Source organism: Alteromonas sp. Cnat3-28, from assembly GCF_022348265.1.
Classification (GTDB): Bacteria; Pseudomonadota; Gammaproteobacteria; order Enterobacterales; family Alteromonadaceae; genus Alteromonas; species Alteromonas macleodii.
On sequence record NZ_JAKREY010000006.1, the window covers coordinates 92,360 to 113,773 of the forward strand.

Consider the following 21,414-nt stretch of genomic DNA (forward strand, 5'->3'; position numbering starts at 1 on the left):
CACCTTTGTCTTACTTTACAACGATTTTTGATTAACACGCTTACTCACTTCTTCTGCGCTTTCAACGCGCTCAGAATAGCGGTCAACGAGAAAGTCTTTGTTGTCGCGGGTCAGCAAAGTAAATTTCACCAACTCTTCAACTACGTCCACAATGCGGTTGTAGTAAGGTGACGGCTTCATGCGACCATCGTCTTCAAATTCTAAAAACGCTTTTGCTACAGAAGACTGGTTAGGGATGGTTAACATGCGCATCCAGCGTCCTAAAATACGCATTTGATTTACCGCATTAAATGATTGTGAGCCACCAGATACCTGCATGATCGCCAGCGTTTTTCCTTGTGTCGGACGCACGCCGCCAAGGCTAAGCGGTACCCAATCGATCATGCTTTTCATAATGCCAGTCATGCTGCCGTGACGCTCTGGTGAACACCAAATTTGCCCTTCAGACCACATCATAAGCTCACGCAGTTCTTTCACTTTTGGATGTGAGTCATCTTCAGTATCTGGCTGCGGCAATCCACGAGGGTCAAAGATTTTGGCTTCAGCGCCAAAGTATTCGAGCAACCGCGCCGACTCTTCAATTACTAGGCGGCTGTACGAGCGTTCTCTGAGCGAGCCGTAAAGTAGCAAAATACGCGGCTTGTGATCTGAGAACCTTGATGCAAAGTTAGCCATAATTGGCTTGTGCATTTGCGCCATTACCGCGTTATCAGATGGGCTTTGTGCCGTTGAGCTTTCTTGGTTGCTTGATATATCTTGGCTCATTGATTTACTGTTACCCATTACTGGGCTCCTAATTTTGAGAGTGCCTCTTTAAGCGCTGCTTTATCTAAGTTTTTCTCAGCAAGTTCTGCTAATGCCGCTACACGCTTTTCAATAATATCAATGGTGTTGTTGAATGCCTCTGCTTTCTCTTGTTCGCTACCTTCTAACTTAGACGGGTCTTCTAAGCCCCAGTGCACCTTAAGAGATTTACCGAAATAAACAGGGCATGACTCGCCCGCCGCTGAATCACAAACCGTGACAACAAGATCAGCATCGTAATCTTCAAATTCATCCCACGACTGGCTTTGAAGGCCGTCTGTACTGAACCCGCGCTCTGCAAGGTACTTAAGAGAAAGAGGGTGTACTTCACCGACAGGCTGGCTGCCCGCACTGCGCGCTTCTACATTGCCGTTCGAGGCGTTAGTGATGGCCTCGCAAAGAATGCTGCGACAACGGTTGTGCGTACAAATATATAAAATCTTCATATAAAACCTTGTTTAATGGTCGAGGCTACTGTGGGTAGCTGTAATAAATAGAATAAGACTTCGAAAAAAACAGATACTTGGCGACGTATTAAGCTGCAATTAACACCAAGACCTGTTGACCTTTGCTGTGCATTTTTGCAGCGGTCTTTGTGCCATCCAGAAAGTTTGGAATCTAGCAATTCTCGCAGGACAAATTCGCTAACGCCTCGCTAATATATTCATTGTTATGAATAGCGGTGTTTTTAATGACCTCCAGTGCCCAAGCGGGTAGGTCAGGATGGAGCTGGTAATACACCCATTTACCCTTACGAGTATCGAGAACTAAACCGCACTTTCGTAAGTCAGCGAGATGGCGTGAAATTTTGGGCTGGCTTAATTGAAGCGCATCAGTAAGGTCGCACACGCATAGCTCACCTTTTACACAGAGCATAAGCAGCGTCTTTAAGCGGGTGTCTTCCGACAAGCATTTGAAAAATGTTAAAGGCTGTAGCTGCGAAGAATCAGAACAAGTCGACATAAATCACATCACATATGAAATTTTGTATGTGATGTATCGTATATGAAATTCCGTATGTGTCAATGATAAATCTGAAATTTCATATGTGTTTGGTAGGGACGAGAGGGTCTTAGACCGCCATTATTCTCGGTAAGACAGAAATTTAGTGGTTTTCAGGAGCGGCAGCCTCGAACGACATCGCTACTTCTTTACCGTTTACCTCATTGTAGTGGGCAATTACCTCGTTCATGAAGGCGAACCATGTTGGATTCGGATGCCAAATAGCCATAAGGTCTTTTTGGGCGGCTTGTTCATTTTCACCAAGTACGTTAATTCTGTATAGATACGTAAAAGCAGCGCCTCGCCAATTCAGTTTACAGTGCGTAAGTACCTTGTCTTCTTTGATATCGACGGTTTGCATAAACGCAGCGTAATTTAAAAAGTTGGCTAATGTGGGGCCTTCCCAATCCACGGGCACATTAAAGTAATCGAGTCCTAATTTTGAGGTAGTTAGGATTTCACTGGTTCTATCCCCTGGGATCAAATCTACAACGTGCGTCACCCCTTTTTCTTTCAGTAAAGAAAGGTGAGAGGCATCGGGTAAGCCCGAAGAGAACATATATGGCGCGTTTTCTTGGTAGTTGGTGAGCGTTGTAAGTGTCGGTTTGGTATTCATTTGCGCTTGGTCACTGGTTTGCGGTGTTGAATTGTCTTCATGATATGCGTTCGCATGTGCACTTAAACCTAGCCCTAAACCAATACAGGCCGCACTGACAGCGAGACTACGCTTATACGTTTGGAATGCTTGCGTGCTTTTCTCTTTAGCCAGAATGGTAGGTTTGTGGTTTTTCATAATAGCGGGCTCAGGTTATGGGCGTACAGTTGCAGCAAAATTCTATTTTCTTACGTTACACGCTAGTACATATTTTGTCCAAGTGAGAAAATCAGTAGAGCCTTGTATACTGAAAAATTGAGTTTATAGTGAATTACTGTGTGAGGTATAACCAGCGCAGTCAAGTTGCGCTAGTGGAAAAGAGTAGTTGCTAGGAGAAGCAGAGCTTCTCCTAACGTGTTCCGAGCTAAGGCTTAAATTATTTATCCATATGCACAACAGAGCGGATACTTTCACCTTTATGCATTAAATCAAAGGCATTGTTAATGTCACCAAGACCCATGGTGTGAGTGATAAACTCTTGAAGACCAAAGTCACCATTTAAGTATTGCTCTACAATACCTGGTAGCTCTGAACGACCTTTAACACCGCCAAATGCAGAGCCGCGCCATACACGACCTGTCACTAACTGGAATGGGCGCGTTGAAATTTCTTGTCCTGCACCAGCTACACCAATGATCACAGATTCGCCCCAACCCTTGTGACAGCACTCAAGTGCAGAACGCATCACGTTGACGTTGCCGATACATTCAAACGAGTAGTCAACACCGCCGTCAGTCATTTCAACAATCACTTCCTGAATAGGCTTATCGAAATTCTGAGGGTTTACCACGTCAGTTGCACCAAGCTGTTTTGCTAGGTCAAACTTACTTTCATTAATATCAATACCAATAATGCGGCCGGCGCCTGCCATGCGTGCACCAATAATGGCAGATAGACCGATACCACCTAACCCAAAGATAGCAACCGTGTCGCCTTCTTGTACTTTCGCCGTTTTAAGCACGGCGCCCATACCGGTTGTCACACCACAGCCAAGTAAGCATACTTCTTCTAACGGGGCCGTTTTGTTTACTTTTGCTAGCGATATTTCGGGTAAAACCGTGTATTCAGAAAACGTTGAGCAGCCCATGTAATGATAAATTGGCTCACCATCTTTAGAGAAGCGGCTTGTGCCGTCTGGCATTAAGCCTTTACCTTGTGTTTCGCGCACCGCTTGGCAAAGGTTAGTTTTGCCTGACTTACAGAACTTACATTCGCCACATTCTGCGGTGTAAAGAGGAATAACGTGATCACCAACTTCTACGCTGGTTACACCTTCGCCCACCATTTCAACAATACCACCACCTTCGTGGCCTAGAATTGAAGGGAATACGCCTTCAGGATCATCACCGGACAGCGTAAATGCATCAGTGTGGCATACGCCAGTTGCAACGATGCGTACAAGTACTTCGCCTTTCTTAGGAAGCTCTACGTCAACTTCTTCCATCTTTAACGGCTCACCCGGGCCCCAAGCCACCGCAGCTTTTGACTTAATGTGCGTTTGACCTTCTTGCAACGAATCTTTGAATGACGCCATGTAATGACTCCTTAATCATAAATATTTGATGATGTTTTATAGGCCAAAGTATAGGAGACGGATTACTAATGATAAATACAGTTTTAGTAAATCACTTTTTCATAATTGTAATAATTGATTTAGCCAAATAGAATGTACTTAAATAAACCAGCGCTGTGTTGAACAACGCTAAACTAACGAGTGGCGATAATGAAATATCTAGAAGGCATAGCTGAGTTTTGTGCCGTAGCTGACGTTGGCAATTTTACCGGAGCTGCGAACAAGCTCGACACGTCAGTGGCGCAGATAAGCCGTAAAGTCGCATCACTTGAAAAGCAGCTAGGCGTTAAATTATTACAGCGCACTACGCGAAGTGTTTCACTTACTGAAGCGGGCACGCAGTATTTTCAGCAGGCAATGCCTGCATTAAAGGCGCTCGAAGATGCCCAGCTAGCTGTAAGCGCACTGCAAGCATCGCCGCAAGGGCTAATTAAACTTACCGCTCCCGTAGCGTTTGGCGAAGCCTTTATCGCGCCTTTGCTCAATACCTTTATGCAAAAGTACGCTGGCATTAGCGTGCAATGCACGTTCTCCAATGAAAAACTCGATATTGTGGAGCAAGGCCTCGACCTTGCCATACGCATTGGCAAATTAGAAGACTCGACACTTGTAGCTAAAAAGCTGGCTACACGTCATTTGTTTGTATGCGGTAGCAAAGACTATTTTTCTCAACACTCGATGCCAAAATCTCTACAAGAGCTTAAGGAACATACTTTGTTGGTAGGCTCCCAACCCAACTGGAGGTTCGTTGTAAATAAAGAAGTGCAAACGTTGCCAGTGCAAGGACGTGTGCGATACAACAGTGGCAACGCACTCTGTAGCGCTGCTTTGGCAGGATTGGGGCTTACCCAGCTACCTGGGTTTTATGTGCGTGAAGCATTGGCACGCGGCGAATTGATAGAGGTATTACCAGAATATAAAGACAAGCAAGAAGCTATTTGGGCAGTATTTCCTTCCAATAGAAATGTTGCGCCAAAGATTCGTTTACTGGTTGATTTCCTTGCCCAAAATATCATGGATGATCGCTAGGAAAACAAACAAAGTAAGCCTTGTGTGCCTTAATAAGCAATATTCCGTGTAGAGTATTTCACTTTTTGCAATACAGTGTAGTGAAAACTGCGGTTGACATATAGACGTCTATACGGCAAATTGCTTGTATGAAAAAGATTCTACTTACTCGCACCACCATTATGTTAATTACCACCTTAAAAAGGGCGGTCGCTGACTAGTGCAAGTAAGCAAAAGACAACGAAAGCCCGCCTAACACAGAGCGGGCTTTTTTTTACACACGTTTTAGCATGCGTAACCTTAAGGAGCAGCATATGAAAGTCTTAAAGTTTGGGGGTTCTTCTCTAGCCGATGCACCGCGATATATGCGCGTTATGGAGATTAGCACGGCGACCCACCAAACCGACGGTGCTGCGGTTGTACTCTCTGCCCCAAAGGGGGTAACGAACGCGCTTTCACTACTATGTGAACAAGCAGCCGCGGGTGAAGATTTCCAGCCGTTATTCAATAAGTTGAACGACACGGTTTCCGGCATTGCCAACAACCTAAACGAAGAACTCGACGGGTTTGCACATGCAAGCGTGGTAGAATTCATTAATAGTCACCTTTCAGTATTAAAACAGCACCTTGAAGGTATTAAGCTACTCGGTGTTGCACCTGATAATGTCGCTGCCGGTATTCTAAGTATTGGTGAGTACATCTCGGTGACGCTTTTTAGCGCTATGCTATCTGCTAAAGGTATCGCTAATCGCGTTATTGACCCGGTTAAGTATGTGCTGGCCGAAGGCGATTACCTAGACAGCATTGCCGATGTGTCGCTTAGTAAAGCGCGCTTTTCAGATGTGCCTACTGACGGCAGTGAATTTCTGGTCATGCCGGGGTTTGTTGCTGCTAACGAAGCGGGCGACAAAGTCACGCTTGGGCGTAACGGCTCAGACTATTCAGCGGCCATTTTAGCGGCGTGTATAGACGCAAATTGCTGTGAAATTTGGACAGACGTAGATGGTGTTTATAACGCTGACCCGAACCAAGTTGAAGGGGCAGTGCTGTTAGACAAGCTTACCTATCAAGAAGCGATGGAGCTGTCTTATTTCGGTGCCAAGGTACTTCATCCGAAAACTATCGGTCCTATTGCCCAACACCACATCCCTTGTTTGATCAGAAACACACTAAACCCAGCTGCGCCAGGTACGCTAATCAGCAATGAAAAAAGCGAGGTGTGGACGTCAGTTAAAGGTATTTCACAGCTTGATAACGTCACCATGTTTAACGTTGCAGGCCCTGGCCTTAAAGGCATGGTTGGTATGGCAAGTCGTGTGTTTGAGGTGATGTCGAACGCCAATATTTCAATAAGCCTTATTACCCAGTCTTCTTCAGAATACTCAATTAGTTTCTGTATTCAAAGCAAAGACGCCAGTCGAGCGTTAACGCTTCTTGAAGATGCATTCGCGCTAGAGCTTCAAAATCAATTGCTAGACCCCATTGAAGTGCGTCATGACCTAGCCATTGTTACTTTGGTTGGTGACGGTATGCGTCAAACCAAAGGCTTGGCAGCGCGTTTCTTTAACTCGCTTGCCCAAGCGCGGGTAAACAACGTAGCTATTGCTCAAGGCTCTTCAGAGCGCTCTATTTCAACGGTAATTGAAAGTAAGCGTGCTAAGAAAGCGGTAAAAGTCATTCACCAGAATTTTTTCTCTGACCGCCATACCATCGACGTATTCCTAGTAGGGTGTGGCAATGTGGGAACCGAACTGCTAGGTCAAATTGAAAAACAACAGCCTGCATTGTTAAAACGCAATGTTCAGCTGAGAGTTTATGGCATTGCAAATAGCCGGAAACTGCTGTTAAACAGTCAAGGTATTGACTTAAGCGGTGACTGGAAAGCGGCACTTGAATCGGCAAGCGAAGGATTAAGCGTAGAGCGCCTGCATCAGTTCGCTAACGACAATAGTCTGGTAAACCCGGTGATTGTTGACTGTACTAGTCACGAAGCGATTGCAGAGCAATATGTAGATATGATGGAAAGCGGTTTTCACGTGGTAACGCCAAATAAAAAGGCGAATACGAGCGCTATGTCTTACTACCGCAAGCTTCGCAAGACCGCGCAATCGACAAATCGTCAGTACCTTTACGAAACCACTGTCGGCGCAGGGCTACCGGTTATTGATAACTTGCAAAAGCTATTCAGCGCCGGCGACACCTTACACCGCTTTGAAGGAATTCTATCGGGCAGTTTGTCTTATGTATTTGGCAAACTTGAAGAGGGCATGAGCCTGTCGCAAGCGACACAAACAGCCAAAGACAACGGCTTCACAGAGCCTGATCCGCGCGATGACTTAAGCGGCATGGACGTAGCACGCAAGCTGCTTATCATGGCTCGTGAAGCTGATTTAGCGTTAGAACTATCTGACATTGAAATCGAGTCTGTACTGCCAAAAGGCTTTGCTGAAGATTGTTCAATTGACGAGTTTATGCAGCAGCTGCCAGAGTTAGATGCGTCGTTTGGTGAAAAGGTTGAAGCGGCTAAAGCCGAAGGTAAAGTACTTCGTTATATCGGCAGCATTGAAGACGGAAAATGCAGAGTAAGCATTCAGGCTGTACCGGCAAGTAACCCTCTTTCGCAGGTAAAAGACGGTGAAAACGCGCTGGCGATTAACAGTGACTACTATAGCCCAATCCCTTATGTAATTAGAGGATATGGAGCAGGTGGTACGGTAACAGCAGCAGGGGTGTTTGCTGACATTCTGCGTACTATGCCGTGGAAGCAAATGGCGCACTAAGGGCTAAATAACGCTTAGCTTGCTTAGCGTAGATAGGCGGCTAAAGTAAGATATTCGAAGGTGTGACTTAGTCCAGTAATGTTGTGGCATCGAATTAAAGCGCTAATTTATTGAGCTAATTTGAAGCGCTAATATAAAGAGCACGCCACAAGGGAAGTAAGAGTAATAATATGAAAGCATTCACGGCCTTCGCGCCGGCATCAATAGGAAATGTGAGCTTAGGCTTTGACGTACTGGGCGCAGCGCTTGCGCCCATTGATGGCACTAAGCTAGGTGATGAAGTTGAAATAAAGGCGGCTGAGTCATTTTCACTAGAAACGGTGGGGCGCTTTGCTCACAAACTCCCGGGCGATGCAGACAGTAATATTGTAACCAAGTGCTATCACTATTTCTGTGAGCAAATGGAAAAGGCTGGAAAAACAACCTCTCCTGTTGCGCTTACGCTTCATAAAAACCTTCCAATAGGCAGCGGGTTGGGTTCAAGCGCAAGCTCTATTGTGGCAGCGTTTGCAGCGTTAAATGCTTACTTCGACACCCCGTTCGATGAAGATACTCTGCTTATAATGATGGGCGAATTAGAAGGCCAAATAAGCGGTAGTATTCACTATGATAATGTTGCTCCCTGTTACTTAGGTGGTATGACGTTAATGACAGGTAGCGATGCGCCTGTCACACTGTCGTTGCCGTTAAACGACGAATGGTACTATGCCGTCTGTTATTCAGGCATTAGCGTATCAACGGCGGCTGCTCGCGATATCTTACCTAAACAGGTGGAAATGGCGACGGCACTAACCTTTGGTCGACAGCTAGGTGTGTTTGTACACGCCTTACATGTAGGTAACTTTGATTTGGCGGCATCGGTAATGAACGATGTCATAGCCGAACCTTACAGAAAATCGCTACTGCCTGGCTTTGATGACGCTCGTGCGTTTAGTGAGCAAGCGGGTGCGCTCGCTTTTGGTATTTCTGGCTCGGGACCTACGGTTTTTGCCGTGTGTCCAAGTAAAGCGCAGGCGGAAAAGGTCGCCGCCTATTTAACAGAGAACTACATTCAAAATGAAGATGGCTTTAGCCATGTGTGCCAAATACCAAGCCAAGGCACCATTGTTTCTTAAGGTACATAGCTTTTTAAGGTACATAGTTTCTTAAAGTACATAGTTTCTTAAAGGCAAATGATTTCCTAAAAGCACAATAATTTTTTAAAAGATTAAAAGGGCAGAGTACTTGCCCACATAAAAAGGTAACAGCAAGTGGAATTGGTAAATTTAAAAGATTCATCGGACACAGCAAATTTTGCTGAAGCCGTTAAGCGGGGCTTAGGTAAAAACCAAGGGCTTTATTTTCCAGAGCATATTCCTACCCTAGACAATATTGACGAATTGTTGGAAAAGCCGTTTGTAGAGCGCAGTATTGAAGTACTTCGCGCCCTTATCGGCGATGAGCTGAATAATGGCGAGCTAGAAGAAATTGTTCAGACCGCATTTGCTTTTGGTGCACCAGTTGAGCAGGTCAACGATAACGTATACTGCTTAGAGCTTTTCCATGGTCCAACGCTGGCGTTTAAAGATTTTGGCGGCCGCTTTATGGCGCAAACCCTGTCGCGTATTAGCGAAGGGAAGCCAGTTACCATTCTAACAGCGACTTCAGGTGATACCGGCGCAGCGGTTGCACATGCATTTCACGGCATTGACAATATCAACGTGGTTATTTTGTTTCCAAAGGGCAAGATTAGCTCGCTGCAGGAAAAGCTATTCACTACGCTAGGCGGTAATATTCATACCGTTGCTGTTGAGTCAGACTTTGACGCATGCCAATCACTAGTAAAAACCGCGTTTGACGACCCTGACGTACGTGAAGGCCTTCACCTGAACTCAGCAAACTCAATCAACATCAGCCGTTTACTAGCGCAGGTTTGCTATTACTTTGAAGCAGTAAGTCAGTTGCCAAAAGAGAAACGAGACCAACTCGTTATTTCAGTACCTAGCGGTAACTTTGGTAACCTTACGGCTGGTATGATTGCTAAATCGTTAGGTTTACCTATAAAGCGTTTTATCGCAGCAACTAACTTAAACGACACGGTACCTCGCTACCTTAAAACCGGCGAGTGGGAACCTAAGGCGACGGTTGCGACCATGTCTAACGCAATGGATGTGAGTCAGCCTAATAACTGGCCGCGAATAGAGGCGCTTATTGAGCGTGGCTATATCGACAAAGCGTGTCTTAAAGGTGAGATGGTTGACGAAGAATATACGCAGCTTGCTATGCGTCAATTAGCGCAACAAGGCTATACCAGCGAGCCACATGCCGCGATTGCCTATCGCGCAGTAAGTCATGACTTAGAAGACGGCGAAATTGGTTTGTTCTTAGGAACAGCGCACCCGGCTAAGTTCAGAGAAACCGTTGAAAACGTGCTAGGTAATCCAATCAGCTTACCGAAAGCGTTGGCCGATGTAGCAGGCGAAGACAGCTTAGCGGTAGACTTGCCAGCGTCTTATGATGCACTTAAGCAGCATATGATGGATTTGCTTAAGTAATGACACCCTCGGCTACAACATGGCAAAGCGCGCTTGGTGATGAAAAGCAAAAAGACTATTTTGTTACGTTGCTTGAGCGCGTGAAGCACGCTCGTGAAGCGGGAAGCGTTATCTACCCGCCTCAGTCTGACGTATTCAATGCGCTTAAATACACGCCGCTAGACGAAGTAAAAGTCGTGATCTTAGGTCAAGATCCGTACCACGGTCCTAATCAAGCCCATGGACTTTGTTTTTCAGTAAAAGCTGGCGTTAAAACACCGCCATCGCTTAAAAATATGTACAAAGAGCTGTTGTCTGACATTGATGGTTTCACCGAGCCTAATCACGGCACGCTGACGTCGTGGGCGGAGCAGGGCGTATTGCTACTTAATACTGTATTGACCGTTGAGCAGGGCAAAGCACATAGCCACGCGAAATGGGGATGGGAAACCTTTACCGATAAGGTTATCGATGTGGTCAATGAGCACTGCCACAATGTCGTGTTTCTTTTGTGGGGAAGCCACGCGCAAAAGAAAGGTAAGCACATTAACCGTGAAAAACACCACGTTTTACATGCGCCTCATCCGTCGCCACTCTCAGCACACAGAGGCTTTTTAGGTTGCAAACACTTCAGCCAAACAAACGAATACCTTATTGCTAAGGGCAAAGAACCCATTAATTGGCAGGTATAGTACTGGTACAAATAGCAGCTAGCCACACAGCAAGTGTGGTTGCCTTATTCAGGGCCTATCAATGACTCACTAGATAAATGCCTAAATAGCTATGAGACATGTTATGCGGTCTGGCCGCAATTAGGCACAGAGCATATTCCTTAGCGAATACGCTATTACATAGAGCCAGCGAAGAGACACCACGCTTGCACGTGAAGCATTTACAGCACGCTAGAAAGTAAAAAGGCCGCCTGTGTAACAGGCGGCCTTCGTTTTATCTTTCCAGTGTTTCTAGCTCGTACTCGAAACCACAGTCGAGTTCAGCCAGTTCTTTTTCTAATTTGTAGCGATCTTGTAGCGCTTCGATTTCTCTCCACTTACGTTTTTTGCTTTTGGTTTTTGCTGGGCTTGCTTCGATGTCTAACATGGCAAATAGATCTGATTTATCCACTGGGATCTCCTTTTTATACCACTACAACTAATACAGAGTTTTTGTTTTTAATTCCCTCTGTACAATTTTGTATCACAGCCGCCACTAAAATAAAATAGTTTAATTTACCTTTTATTAACAAAATGTGACGATATGATGACAACGGTAAGGAAATGTCCAGTGTGTTTAAAGCGTGAACAATAACTGTTGTAATTGATCCTATTTGTTTTGTTAGTAATCAATTGTACAGTGTTACGGATATCAAAAATGTCTGTCGTATTGTTGATGAAAACCGCAACAAAAAACGGCTAGCTTCCGAAAAAGCTAGCCGTTCAGTTTGTTATTTGCACCAATTGGGTGATTTTAAATCACCTCGCATTCCTTATTTTGGTGCATTCGCTGCTCTGAATTTGGCAATCAATTGTTGTGTTGAAGCGTCGAAATTATCTTTGTCTGCCTCGCCTTGAATGCCTGCAAGTACTTGGTTTCCTAGTACTTTACCTAACTCAACGCCCCATTGGTCGAATGAGTTAAGGTTCCAGATAACACCCTGAACGAATACCTTATGTTCATACATTGCAACCAGCGCGCCAAGTGTTTTAGGCGTAAGGCTATCAAACAAGAAAGTATTGCTAGGCTTGTTGCCAGGCATGGTTTTATGAGCGGCCAAGCGTTTGCGTTCAGCGTCGTCTAGGCCTTTACCGTCAAGGTCTGCATAACACTCTTCAAAGGTTTTACCCTGCATTAGTGCCTGTGTTTGACCAAAACAGTTAGACGCAAGCATAGCGTGATGCGTGTCGTCCTGGTTAGGAACGTTAAGTGGCAACATGAAGTCTGCTGGGATAACGCCAGAACCTTGGTGAATAAGCTGATGGAAGCTATGCTGGCCGTTTGTACCTTCACTGCCCCAAATAATTGGGCCAGTAGGGTAATCTACGTGCTCACCTTCTTGCGTCACTTCTTTACCATTACTTTCCATATCTAACTGCTGTACGTAAGCTGGTAAGCCGCGAAGATAATGATAGTAAGGTAATAAAACGTGTGATTGCGCGTCGAAGAAGTTTCTGTACCACACGCCTAACAGTGCAAGTAGAACAGGCATGTTTTCTTCTAGCGGTGCGGTTGTGAAATGGGTGTCCATGTCAAATGCACCTTCAAGTAAGCCTTTGAAGTTTTCAAACCCAAGGGCTAGCGAGATAGGCAGGCCAATAGCAGACCACAGTGAGTAACGACCGCCTACCCAATCCCACATAGGGAAAATATTGTCGGCGCTAATACCAAACTCGGTGGCTGCTTTAACGTTTGAAGACACGGCTACAAAGTGTTTAGCAATATCTTCTTGTGTACCGCCAGACTTTAAGAACCAGTCTTTAGCCGTAAGTGTATTTTGAAGCGTCTCTTGGGTAGAGAACGACTTTGATGACATGACCACCAAAGTTTCTTCAAAATCTACGCCAGATAGCACATCGTGAATGTGGCAACCGTCAACATTGGCAACAAAGTGAACCTTCACAGCATCGACTGTATGCGGCTTAAGTGCCTCGGTCATAATTTTAGGACCAAGGAACGAACCACCAATACCAATTGCCACAATGTGCTTGATAGGCTTGCCGGTATAACCTTTGTGTTCACCGCTGTGAACCGATGCGGTAAACGCTTCAATTTTTGCAAGCGTAGCATGCACTTCAGGCATTACGTCTTCGCCATCTACCAGTACTTTACGGTCTGAGAAATTACGAAGTGCGGTGTGAAGCACAGCGCGACCTTCTGTTGAGTTAATCTGCTCACCAGAAAACATCGCGTTGCGAAGGGTTTCTAGTTTGCAGGCTCGGGCAAGGTCGAAAAGTCCTTTAAGCGCGTCATCATTTACACGGTTTTTCGAGTAATCAAGAAAAATACCGCAGGCTTCAAGCTGCATCTTGTTCGCGCGATTTGCATCTTGTGCAAACCAGTCGCGCATGTGCGCATCTTTTACCGTTGCAGCAAGTTCAGACAGTTTTTTCCATTCAGGAAGAGAAGTTAAAACACTCATTGTTTCAATAGCCCTTACGCGCTTAGTTTTTCGCGAAGCATGGTTTCAAGTTTTTCCTGATCTGCGGCGAAGTTGCGGATGCCTTCAGACAGCTTTTCGGTTGCCATTGCATCTTCGTTCATTGCCCAGCGGAATTCGCTTTCTGTTAAGCGGTCACCTGGTGTTTTTGTAGCGCCATTGTCTTTAAGTTTAACCTCTAGATCGCCAGGCTCGTTTGCCAGTTCTTCTAGCAGTGCTGGGCTAATGGTTAGACGATCACAACCTGCCAACGCTTGAATTTCACCAATGTTACGGAAACTTGCACCCATTACTACGGTATTGTAGCCGTGCTCTTTGTAGTAGTTGTAAATTTTAGTTACAGATACTACGCCTGGATCTTCATCTGGTGCGTAAGACTCAGTACCGGTCGCTTTTTTGTACCAGTCTAAAATGCGCCCTACGAATGGAGAGATAAGATAAACACCGGCCTCTGCACAAGCTTGTGCTTGGGCGAAGCTAAATAGAAGCGTTAAGTTACACTGAATGCCTTTCTTCTCTAGCTCTTCTGCTGCCTGAATACCTTCCCAAGTAGACGCAATTTTAATAAGAATGCGTGACTTATCGATACCCGCGTCTTCATATAGCTGAACCAAACGTTCCGCTTTTTCGATAGTGGCGGCAGTGTCGAACGATAGGCGTGCGTCTACTTCAGTTGAGATTCGCCCAGGAATAGTGGCAGAGATTTCTTTACCAATCGCTACCGCTAGTTTGTCTGCTGCATCGGTAAGCTGCTGGTCAGCGTCGTTTGACTGAAGTTTTGCCCATGCTACAGCATCATCAATTAGGCTTGCATATTGAGGAAGACCAGCCGCTTTTAAAAGTAGCGACGGGTTAGTTGTGGCATCGACTGGTTGATACTTTTTAATGGCATCGATGTCGCCCGTGTCGGCAACAACGGTAGTGATATCACGTAATGAAGCTAACTGATTGCTCATAATTCTCTCTGTTCTTTATCAAAATAAATTTGGACAACTCGCTGGAAAAGCCAGTTGAATAAAACGGTTCGCTTGCGCGTGTGTAGGGCTTCGCGCTTGCGTTCTTTTTTACCAGTTCTTAGTTCTTTAACAAGTACTGGTACATGCAGCGCTTTGGTAATTGAGGTACGTTCACGGAGGGTGTATCTCAATTATTGTTTGAATAATTATTTGTAACGCTATTTATATCAAACCCGTGTGACAATTCATACATTGAATAGCGACAAAATGGCTAATCGGATTTCTCTGTTAAGCCAATTTACGTCTTTCTTATGCCATTTTGCTTTTTGAAGCGTATCAGGTGGTACAATACTGTAATACCAATCCGCATAGATCATTACCCACTCAGCGAGAGTTAAAATGCTCGTAATCGCGGCGTGTCACCGCAGGTATAGTGGTTCTACATTAAGGTGGCACAACAAAGAGTACGGGCATTTTAAACTCGCCCTTCGGGAAGGTCTGGCAAGCTTCCTAGCTTCATTCTGGGAATTTGAAAGGGAACAGCCATTCCTGCATTCCCAGGCTTTGCTAGGAAACTTGCCAGAGCCTTCTGAGTCGGCAATGATCTATGCGGATTGGTATTGAACCTAAGGAGTCGAAATGTTAGTTGTAGTATCCCCAGCAAAAAATTTAGATTTTGAAAGCGAAATTCCTGTGAGCCAGTTCACTCAGCCTGCCATGCTTGAAGACACTGAACGTTTGATGGAAGTTTGCCGCACCTTATCGCCTGCTGACTTATCATCGCTGATGAAGATAAGCGACAAGTTAGCAACGTTGAACGCCAACCGTTTTGCTGAGTTTTCTACGCCGTTTTCGCCCGATAATGCACGCCAAGCAATGTATGCGTTTAATGGTGATGTGTATACTGGGTTAGATGCTTACTCGCTTGATAGCGAAACGGTAGAATATGCGCAAAAACATCTTCGAATTTTGTCTGGCCTATACGGATTGCTTCGTCCTCTAGACTTAATGCAGGCCTATCGTTTAGAAATGGGCACTAAATTAGCAAACCCTGAAGGTAAAGACCTGTATGCGTTTTGGGATGATCGCATTACTTATATGCTAAATAAGGCATTAGAAGAACAGGGTGACAATGTGTTGATCAACCTTGCTTCAAATGAGTACTTTAAAGCAGTGAAGAAAAAATCTTTAGATGGCATGATCATTACGCCAACATTTAAAGACTGCAAGAATGGTCAGTATAAAATTATCAGTTTCTTCGCGAAGAAAGCCCGTGGTTTAATGGCGCGTTATATTCTTGAAAACCGTGTAGAAGACGTAGAAGGTCTGAAAAACTTCGACGTAGATGGCTATGTGTTTAGCGAAGAACAAAGTTCATCAACGGAACTTGTGTTTCTGCGTAACCAGGAAAGTTAATAACACCCGTTCATCCATAATCACCTTAAAAGTAGGATATAAATTTGAGCATATTAGTTCGCAATTTACCTAAAACATTTACTCAGGAGAATCTTGAAGACTTGTTTTTCGAGTTTGGCACCATAGCGTCGTGCGACTTGGTGATGGATGAGGCTTCTGGCTTATCGAAAGGCTTTGGTTTCGTAGAAATGAGCACGCAAGAAGAAACCGATAAAGCCATTGAAAAACTTAACGCCAAAGTTATCGACGGTAAGAAAATTCGTGTTAAGTGGTCAAATCAAGAGAAGAAGCAGGCTGAAGCGATAGCTAGTGCGCCAGCGCCCAAAAGAGACATTCCCGAAGATGTATGGGGAAGTGCTTCTCGCAATAACTCTGATCTTGAAAACGACGCCGAGTAATACCGAGGGAATATAATTGACAAGCGCTGACAACGAAGGTTGTCAGCGCTCAACCTTCATTTAACCAGATACGGTTGCTGTTTGTACTTGAGTATTGCGAGCAGTCATAACAATGGCCAGCCACACCAGTACACCACCACCGGCAAGCGCTAGGCCTACCCAACCCGTTGATGTATAGCCATAACCCGCTGACAGTGTCATTCCTGCCAACCAAGGGCCAAGTGCATTAGCGGTGTTAAAAGCCGCATGGTTCATGGCACCGGCTAAAGTCTGAGCCTCGCCAGCGACATCCATAAGCCTTGTTTGCAGCGGCACCACCATGCCACCACCGATACCAATGAAAAACAGTGATGCTGCCATTAAGTATGGATTCCCCATCGACGCAGCGTAAGCTGCAGCTGATAGGCCCAGTAAAACCTGAAACGTAATCGCTGACGTCAGTAGCCTGCCTTCAGAATAGCGGCCTGCAATAATATTGCCCAAGGTTACGCCTATGCCATAGATAAGCAATGTGGCCGAGATTCCCCACTCAGGTGATGAGGTTGTATTGAGGTAAGAGGCGCTGAAATAAGAATAAACTGAGAACATACCACCAAAGCCAATCGCGCCCATAAGTAGTACCAGCAGCACGTCTTTGTTTTTCAGAGCTTTAAGCTCGGTTAGCGGTTTGGCATCTGGATTAGGGCCGCGGTACGGTGCGGTTTTCCAAACCATTAATGCAGTAACTAACGCAAAGGCTGAAATAATAAAGAAGCCAGTTCGCCATCCGAACATTTGCCCAATACCACTAATTGACGGCACACCAATAATATTGGCAATAGCCAAGCCTAAAATGACGTTACTGACCGCTTGCGCCCGCTTATTTTTACCGGCAATGTCTGCAGCAAAGAGCATGGCAATGCCGAAGTAAGCGCCATGAGGTAGGCCAGCAATAAAGCGCGCTATGTTCATTGTCCATTCTGACCACGCTAGCGCTGTTAGCAAGTTTCCGCCAGCATAGAATACCATCATTGAAATAAGCATGGTGCGTCTTGCAAGCCTGGAAAAAAAGATAGTGATAAGCGGCGCGCCCACTACAACACCAATGGCATAAGCACTAATTGCGTGACCAGCGACATTTTCAGTAATGCCAAAATCTTCTGCAAAGTAAGGTAATAAACCCATTGCCGCAAATTCACTGCAACCAATCACAAAGGTTCCGAAAGCCAGCCAAAAGGTTATAGTGGCCAGTGAGTATTCACCCAACGCTGAGTGCTGCTCTGAATAGGCCTGCTTTGAAGAGGCTTGGTCAGAAAGAATCTTGTCGGTTTGATTCGTCATAAACGTCCTTTTGTTCATTGAGTTCAATCACGTACTTAGTGGCTGTTTTAGCGTGGGTCTGTTGAGCTTTGCTGTGCATTTTTACAATGTCTGTGTGTCATCAAAGATAAAAGACGCTCAGCAGACTAGCGCTTTGATGAAACGCAAAAACCGGCTCAACGGAATGTTTGCCGGTTCTCTTCGAAAAGTCGCCCTTATCATCGATAATATTTAGCAACCGTCGGTAATATTTAGCAATGATCAACAGCCCACAGGTTCGTGCTTTTCGTATTCGTTTAATGCAAGAGATCGTAGCATCGCTCAGATAGCAAGTAACGGTAACTGATAAGGTTTCTTAATCAATTCAGCGATTTAAATGTAGTGCTTTTGTTAATAAATTACGTCGGACCTTTTGCGTTAGAAAGTCGAATGGGCGTTTATAAAAAGCGAAGGTGACTGTTTTCTGTGCACAAATATTGGTTACCTTTTAGTTCATCCCTTTGTCATCTTTTAACATTTGTCACGTTTTCCAATCGTGGCGTGAGCACAACGCCGTATCTATGCCTCCATTGAAAACAAACTTCTTGACTTTGAGGCGTTCTATATATAGAACGTTCTTTAAATGGAACAACATTAAATTGGTAAGGTGTGAATCAATCAACGCTCAACATCCTCGGAAGGCATTTGCAGAAACTCAGGCAAGACAAAGGTGTCTCGCTGTCGCAATTGGCAGCAGGGGCAGGTATCGCTAAATCTAACCTTTCAAGATTGGAGCAGGGCAACGGCAACCCGACGCTAGACACCATTTGGCGGTTAGCTAAACAACTAGACGTTCCGTTCGGTCAGCTAGTTCAGCCTCTTAGCGCAATCGTTGGAGAAAAGGGCGTAGAAGTTCGTTTAATTGAGCAAGGACAAGGTATCCCGAACGTTGATGCTTATTGGATGTCGGTTGCACCCAATACTTTTCGAGAGGCAGAAGCTCACGCCACAGGAACAGAAGAAACGATTACCGTTGTTAGCGGCTCTCTGGAAGCTGGGAATAGTGGAAATACTCAATGGCTGCATCCGGGTCAAAGTTTAGCATTTAACGCTGATTTGCCCCACGTATACAAAACGGGAGACGAGTGGGCGACATGTCTTATCACAATCGTTTATCACAAAGAGGCAAAGGAATGAGCCAACTTTCATCAAAAAGTGGACTTAAGCAAGGGGTTATTGACGGGTTACCTTTGTTAGGTGGCTATATTCCGGTAGCCATTTCATTTGGCGTGATCGCAGTTCAAGCCGGTTTTTCTACGCTGGAAGCCACGCTAATTTCCATATTCATTTACGCAGGCGCGTCGCAGTTTCTTTTGGTAGCCATGGTGGCATCAGGTGCGCCACTTTGGCTAGCGGTTTGTATGACGTTATTAGTTAATGTGCGTCATGTGGTTTATGCGCCCAACTTGGTGCCTTATTTACCGCAAAGTAAAGCTTGGCCCTATTTAATGCACGGCCTTACTGACCAGATTTTTGCGCTAGCCCATACTCGCTTGCCGCTAATGGACGATGCTAAAAAGGTAGATTGGTTTAAAGGTGTATCGATGGTGGCGTGGCTTAGTTGGATCGTAGGGACAGCGCTTGGCGGTATCGCAGGGGACTCCCTTACCCAACAATGGCCAATATTAGACAGCGTGATGCCCTTTGCTTTACCTGCACTTTTCCTTGTGCTACTCGCGCCTAAATTCTCAAGTAAACTGTGGAGCGCTACCTTGCTCGCTACAATGACGGCGGCTCTCTTTTTGGCTCTCAGCGCCTTTAAAAACGCTGCAATTCCACTGGCAGCACTATGCGGTGCGATAACCTTTTATCTTCTCACCTCGCACGTTGAAAGGAAGCAATCTCATGCACGTTGATATTTGGATAGCTATTGTTGTAGCGGCCATCGGAACATATGCATTGCGCGTAGTACCGTTGCTGTGGACTCAGCGTCACTTTAATAAACACAAGGCCAATAACACTGAGGCGCGTTTACCTACGTGGCTAAGCGTGTTAGGGCCGTTAATGATTGCCGCTATGCTAGGAGCGTCACTTATTCCAAAAGCACCGTCAGCGGCGAGTTGGATTGCAACCGCAATAGGCACTGTTGTCACTGTGCTTGTTTGGCGCAAATTCAAAAGCTTAGGGCTGCCAGTGTTTTGCGGCGTGCTTTCTTTTGGTGTGGCTTTTGGTATCGCTTTGGTTTAGCGTTGGGCGTAGATGTTAAGTTGCTGGGCTAAGACTTATTCTTACCCAAGACTTTCTCGCCCCAAATTTCTTCCAAGCGCTGGTCACGCCCACAGTTCCATCGGTAGAACTTATAGCGAACGGGACTTTTTTTATAAAAATCTTGATGGCCAATTTCGTCGCCTTTTATCGGATAAAAGGTAGAAGCATCGAGTATGGGCGTTACCACCTTTTTATTGGGAAATTGGGCTACCACGTCAGCTTTTGTTTTTTCTGCTATAGCACGTTCTTTATCGTTTGCTACAAAGATGGCGCTTAAGTAACTGGGGCCCTTATCACAAAACTGACCTCGGTCATCGAAAGGGTCAATGTTCACCCAAAAATGATCGAGAATATCATTATAAGAAAGCATATCGCCGTCGTAGGTGATCTTTACCGCCTCAAAGTGTCCTTGTGATTGCCATTATAAGTCGGATTTGGCGCGCTTCCGCCAGTGAACCCCGACACCACATCAGTAACCCCGTCTAGCTTTTCAAAATCAGACTCCATGCACCAAAAGCAGCCCCCAGCTAGTATGGCCTCGTCGGCACTTGTTGATGGCGTAAAAACCGAAGCGCTCAACGCTGTGCTAATAAAAACTGCAGAAAGTGTTAATTTCATCATTCACCTTTTATGTGTTGGTTCGACGTTGTAGCGACCTTCGCGTTTAATTCGTCAGACCCCAGTTTGCGAAGATATACGGTTAACAAATAAAGAACGGTTTAAGCTGAAATTAATTTCATCGCGGTGCAGCGAGTTAATTCCATTTTTGTTTTACAAGCGTACATTTTTTACAAGCGCACATTTTTTCTAAGCGCACATTGCGAAGCTTGAGGCTTGGCGCGAAACCATAGCTACTGAAAAAGACTAGGAGGAGGTAAGTAAAATTTTCATCTCACTCTGTAGTCTTCTTTCAAAAAGGGAACTGTCTTCGATTTCACCATTTACAAGACGGGGCTGTAAAGGCGCTATGACAAGGGATAAAGCGTTTTCTTATGATCGGCAGAGCACTTGCATCTTATCCAACTACATGAAAATCAGTTTAGTTAAAATGAAAGGAAAGATGATATGTCGATAGTCAAATCAGGTAGTGCAGTTTACAAACCGCTAGGTAAAAAGGGAAAGGGGAGCATTTCTACACAAACCGGTGCTTTATCGAACCAGCCTTATGGTTTTAACACGCGGTTTGAAGATGGAAAGGGAACCAACCCCGAGGAATTAATTGGTGCGGCGCATGCGAGTTGCTTCACCATGGCACTTTCTTTTGCGCTTTCAGATGCGGGATACAATGACGGCGAGTTAAATACCACTGCAAAAATCAGTTTAGAGAAAAACGATGACGGCTTTGAAATAACTCAATCGGCACTAAGCTTAGATGCTGAAGTTGAAGGGATTACCGAAGATGAGTTTGAGAAAATTGCACAGGAAGCAAAAGAAAATTGCCCAGTATCTCAACTTCTTAATGCCAACATCACATTGGAATACCGATTGAATATTGAATAAGAGATAAAGGCTATTACTACCTTTATCGAAAGATAGGACTCGCTTTGTTAGACAACAGCAGGCAGTTGTTTTTATCAGTGTGTGTATAAAAAAGCGGCTTTTGAAGCCGCTT

General features: G+C 45.1%; 20 protein-coding genes and 1 pseudogene. 11 read left to right on the forward strand and 10 right to left on the reverse strand.

All coding sequences use genetic code 11. The features are described 5' to 3' along the window. Window positions 1-15: 15 nt before the first annotated feature. From arsH to MHM87_RS08170, 5 genes are all read right to left on the reverse strand, one after another. Entirely contained in the window at window positions 16-783 is a 768-nt protein-coding gene (arsH, locus tag MHM87_RS08150) for an arsenical resistance protein ArsH (RefSeq protein ID WP_014950498.1), read from the reverse strand. Then, on the reverse strand, window positions 783-1,250 hold the full coding sequence (locus tag MHM87_RS08155; protein WP_014980113.1) for an arsenate reductase ArsC: 468 nt from the start codon (window positions 1,248-1,250) through the stop codon (window positions 783-785). Before MHM87_RS08155 ends, arsH begins: the two co-directional genes overlap by 1 nt. A gap of 172 nt (window positions 1,251-1,422) precedes the next feature. Beyond that, the gene (locus MHM87_RS08160) at window positions 1,423-1,767 is read right to left on the reverse strand and encodes a metalloregulator ArsR/SmtB family transcription factor (RefSeq protein ID WP_239258537.1); all 345 of its coding nucleotides are present in this window, start codon (window positions 1,765-1,767) and stop codon (window positions 1,423-1,425) included. Window positions 1,768-1,909: 142 nt separating this feature from the next. Continuing rightward, window positions 1,910-2,599, reverse strand: coding sequence for a hypothetical protein (locus tag MHM87_RS08165; RefSeq protein ID WP_239258540.1), 690 nt, complete (start codon window positions 2,597-2,599; stop codon window positions 1,910-1,912). Between the two features lie 238 nt (window positions 2,600-2,837). Next, window positions 2,838-3,995, reverse strand: coding sequence for an S-(hydroxymethyl)glutathione dehydrogenase/class III alcohol dehydrogenase (locus MHM87_RS08170; RefSeq protein ID WP_039226285.1), 1,158 nt, complete (start codon window positions 3,993-3,995; stop codon window positions 2,838-2,840). A gap of 189 nt (window positions 3,996-4,184) precedes the next feature. Between MHM87_RS08170 and MHM87_RS08175 the strand changes: the two genes are divergently transcribed. The 5 genes from MHM87_RS08175 to ung all read left to right on the forward strand — a co-directional run bounded on the left by MHM87_RS08175 (window position 4,185) and on the right by ung (window position 11,027). Further along, window positions 4,185-5,063: a LysR substrate-binding domain-containing protein gene (locus MHM87_RS08175; RefSeq protein ID WP_039226287.1), complete on the forward strand. Its 879-nt coding sequence runs from the start codon at window positions 4,185-4,187 to the stop codon at window positions 5,061-5,063. A gap of 293 nt (window positions 5,064-5,356) precedes the next feature. Beyond that, entirely contained in the window at window positions 5,357-7,822 is a 2,466-nt protein-coding gene (thrA, locus tag MHM87_RS08180; protein WP_239258542.1) for a bifunctional aspartate kinase/homoserine dehydrogenase I, read from the forward strand. A gap of 170 nt (window positions 7,823-7,992) precedes the next feature. After that, window positions 7,993-8,937 (forward strand): homoserine kinase, encoded by a 945-nt coding sequence (gene thrB / locus MHM87_RS08185; RefSeq protein ID WP_039226291.1) that lies wholly within the window; start codon window positions 7,993-7,995, stop codon window positions 8,935-8,937. Between the two features lie 135 nt (window positions 8,938-9,072). Next, on the forward strand, window positions 9,073-10,356 hold the full coding sequence (thrC, locus tag MHM87_RS08190) for a threonine synthase (protein ID WP_014950485.1): 1,284 nt from the start codon (window positions 9,073-9,075) through the stop codon (window positions 10,354-10,356). Continuing rightward, window positions 10,356-11,027 carry a uracil-DNA glycosylase gene (gene ung / locus MHM87_RS08195; protein ID WP_239258544.1) on the forward strand — a complete coding sequence of 224 codons (672 nt, stop codon included), beginning with the start codon at window positions 10,356-10,358 and terminating at the stop codon, window positions 11,025-11,027. Before thrC ends, ung begins: the two co-directional genes overlap by 1 nt. 253 nt (window positions 11,028-11,280) lie before the next feature. Here the strand turns inward: ung and MHM87_RS08200 are convergent, their stop codons facing one another. The 3 genes from MHM87_RS08200 to tal all read right to left on the reverse strand — a co-directional run bounded on the left by MHM87_RS08200 (window position 11,281) and on the right by tal (window position 14,442). Further along, the gene (locus MHM87_RS08200; RefSeq protein WP_012519516.1) at window positions 11,281-11,457 is read right to left on the reverse strand and encodes a DUF3545 family protein; all 177 of its coding nucleotides are present in this window, start codon (window positions 11,455-11,457) and stop codon (window positions 11,281-11,283) included. Between the two features lie 361 nt (window positions 11,458-11,818). After that, window positions 11,819-13,468 (reverse strand): glucose-6-phosphate isomerase, encoded by a 1,650-nt coding sequence (gene pgi / locus MHM87_RS08205; RefSeq protein WP_239258546.1) that lies wholly within the window; start codon window positions 13,466-13,468, stop codon window positions 11,819-11,821. 14 nt (window positions 13,469-13,482) lie between these two features. Continuing rightward, complete coding sequence (tal, locus tag MHM87_RS08210; RefSeq protein ID WP_014950483.1) at window positions 13,483-14,442, reverse strand: transaldolase; 960 nt, start codon at window positions 14,440-14,442, stop codon at window positions 13,483-13,485. Between the two features lie 639 nt (window positions 14,443-15,081). Here tal and yaaA point away from each other — a divergent pair. Together yaaA and MHM87_RS08220 are read left to right on the forward strand one after the other, a co-directional pair. Continuing rightward, the gene (yaaA, locus tag MHM87_RS08215) at window positions 15,082-15,858 is read left to right on the forward strand and encodes a peroxide stress protein YaaA (protein ID WP_239258548.1); all 777 of its coding nucleotides are present in this window, start codon (window positions 15,082-15,084) and stop codon (window positions 15,856-15,858) included. 44 nt (window positions 15,859-15,902) lie between these two features. Beyond that, complete coding sequence (locus MHM87_RS08220; protein ID WP_039226307.1) at window positions 15,903-16,256, forward strand: RNA-binding protein; 354 nt, start codon at window positions 15,903-15,905, stop codon at window positions 16,254-16,256. A 60-nt stretch (window positions 16,257-16,316) separates the two neighbouring features. Here the strand turns inward: MHM87_RS08220 and MHM87_RS08225 are convergent, their stop codons facing one another. Then, complete coding sequence (locus MHM87_RS08225; RefSeq protein WP_039232054.1) at window positions 16,317-17,576, reverse strand: MFS transporter; 1,260 nt, start codon at window positions 17,574-17,576, stop codon at window positions 16,317-16,319. A gap of 663 nt (window positions 17,577-18,239) precedes the next feature. Here MHM87_RS08225 and MHM87_RS08230 point away from each other — a divergent pair. Genes MHM87_RS08230 through MHM87_RS08240 form a run of 3 tightly spaced genes read left to right on the forward strand, consistent with a single transcriptional unit; the run spans window position 18,240 to window position 19,781 of the window. Then, on the forward strand, window positions 18,240-18,731 hold the full coding sequence (locus MHM87_RS08230) for a helix-turn-helix transcriptional regulator (RefSeq protein ID WP_239258550.1): 492 nt from the start codon (window positions 18,240-18,242) through the stop codon (window positions 18,729-18,731). Beyond that, entirely contained in the window at window positions 18,728-19,450 is a 723-nt protein-coding gene (locus tag MHM87_RS08235; protein ID WP_239258551.1) for an AzlC family ABC transporter permease, read from the forward strand. The genes MHM87_RS08230 and MHM87_RS08235 overlap by 4 nt, the downstream gene beginning before the upstream one ends. Beyond that, window positions 19,440-19,781, forward strand: a complete 342-nt coding sequence (locus MHM87_RS08240; RefSeq protein ID WP_014950476.1) for an AzlD domain-containing protein — start codon at window positions 19,440-19,442, stop codon at window positions 19,779-19,781. The genes MHM87_RS08235 and MHM87_RS08240 overlap by 11 nt, the downstream gene beginning before the upstream one ends. A gap of 28 nt (window positions 19,782-19,809) precedes the next feature. On the opposite strand, the pseudogene msrA reads toward MHM87_RS08240, so the two are convergent. Continuing rightward, a pseudogene (gene msrA, locus MHM87_RS08245) lies at window positions 19,810-20,420 on the reverse strand (peptide-methionine (S)-S-oxide reductase MsrA). A gap of 447 nt (window positions 20,421-20,867) precedes the next feature. Between msrA and MHM87_RS08250 the strand changes: the two are divergent. Next, entirely contained in the window at window positions 20,868-21,302 is a 435-nt protein-coding gene (locus MHM87_RS08250) for an OsmC family protein (protein WP_061486425.1), read from the forward strand. Window positions 21,303-21,414 lie beyond the last annotated feature (112 nt).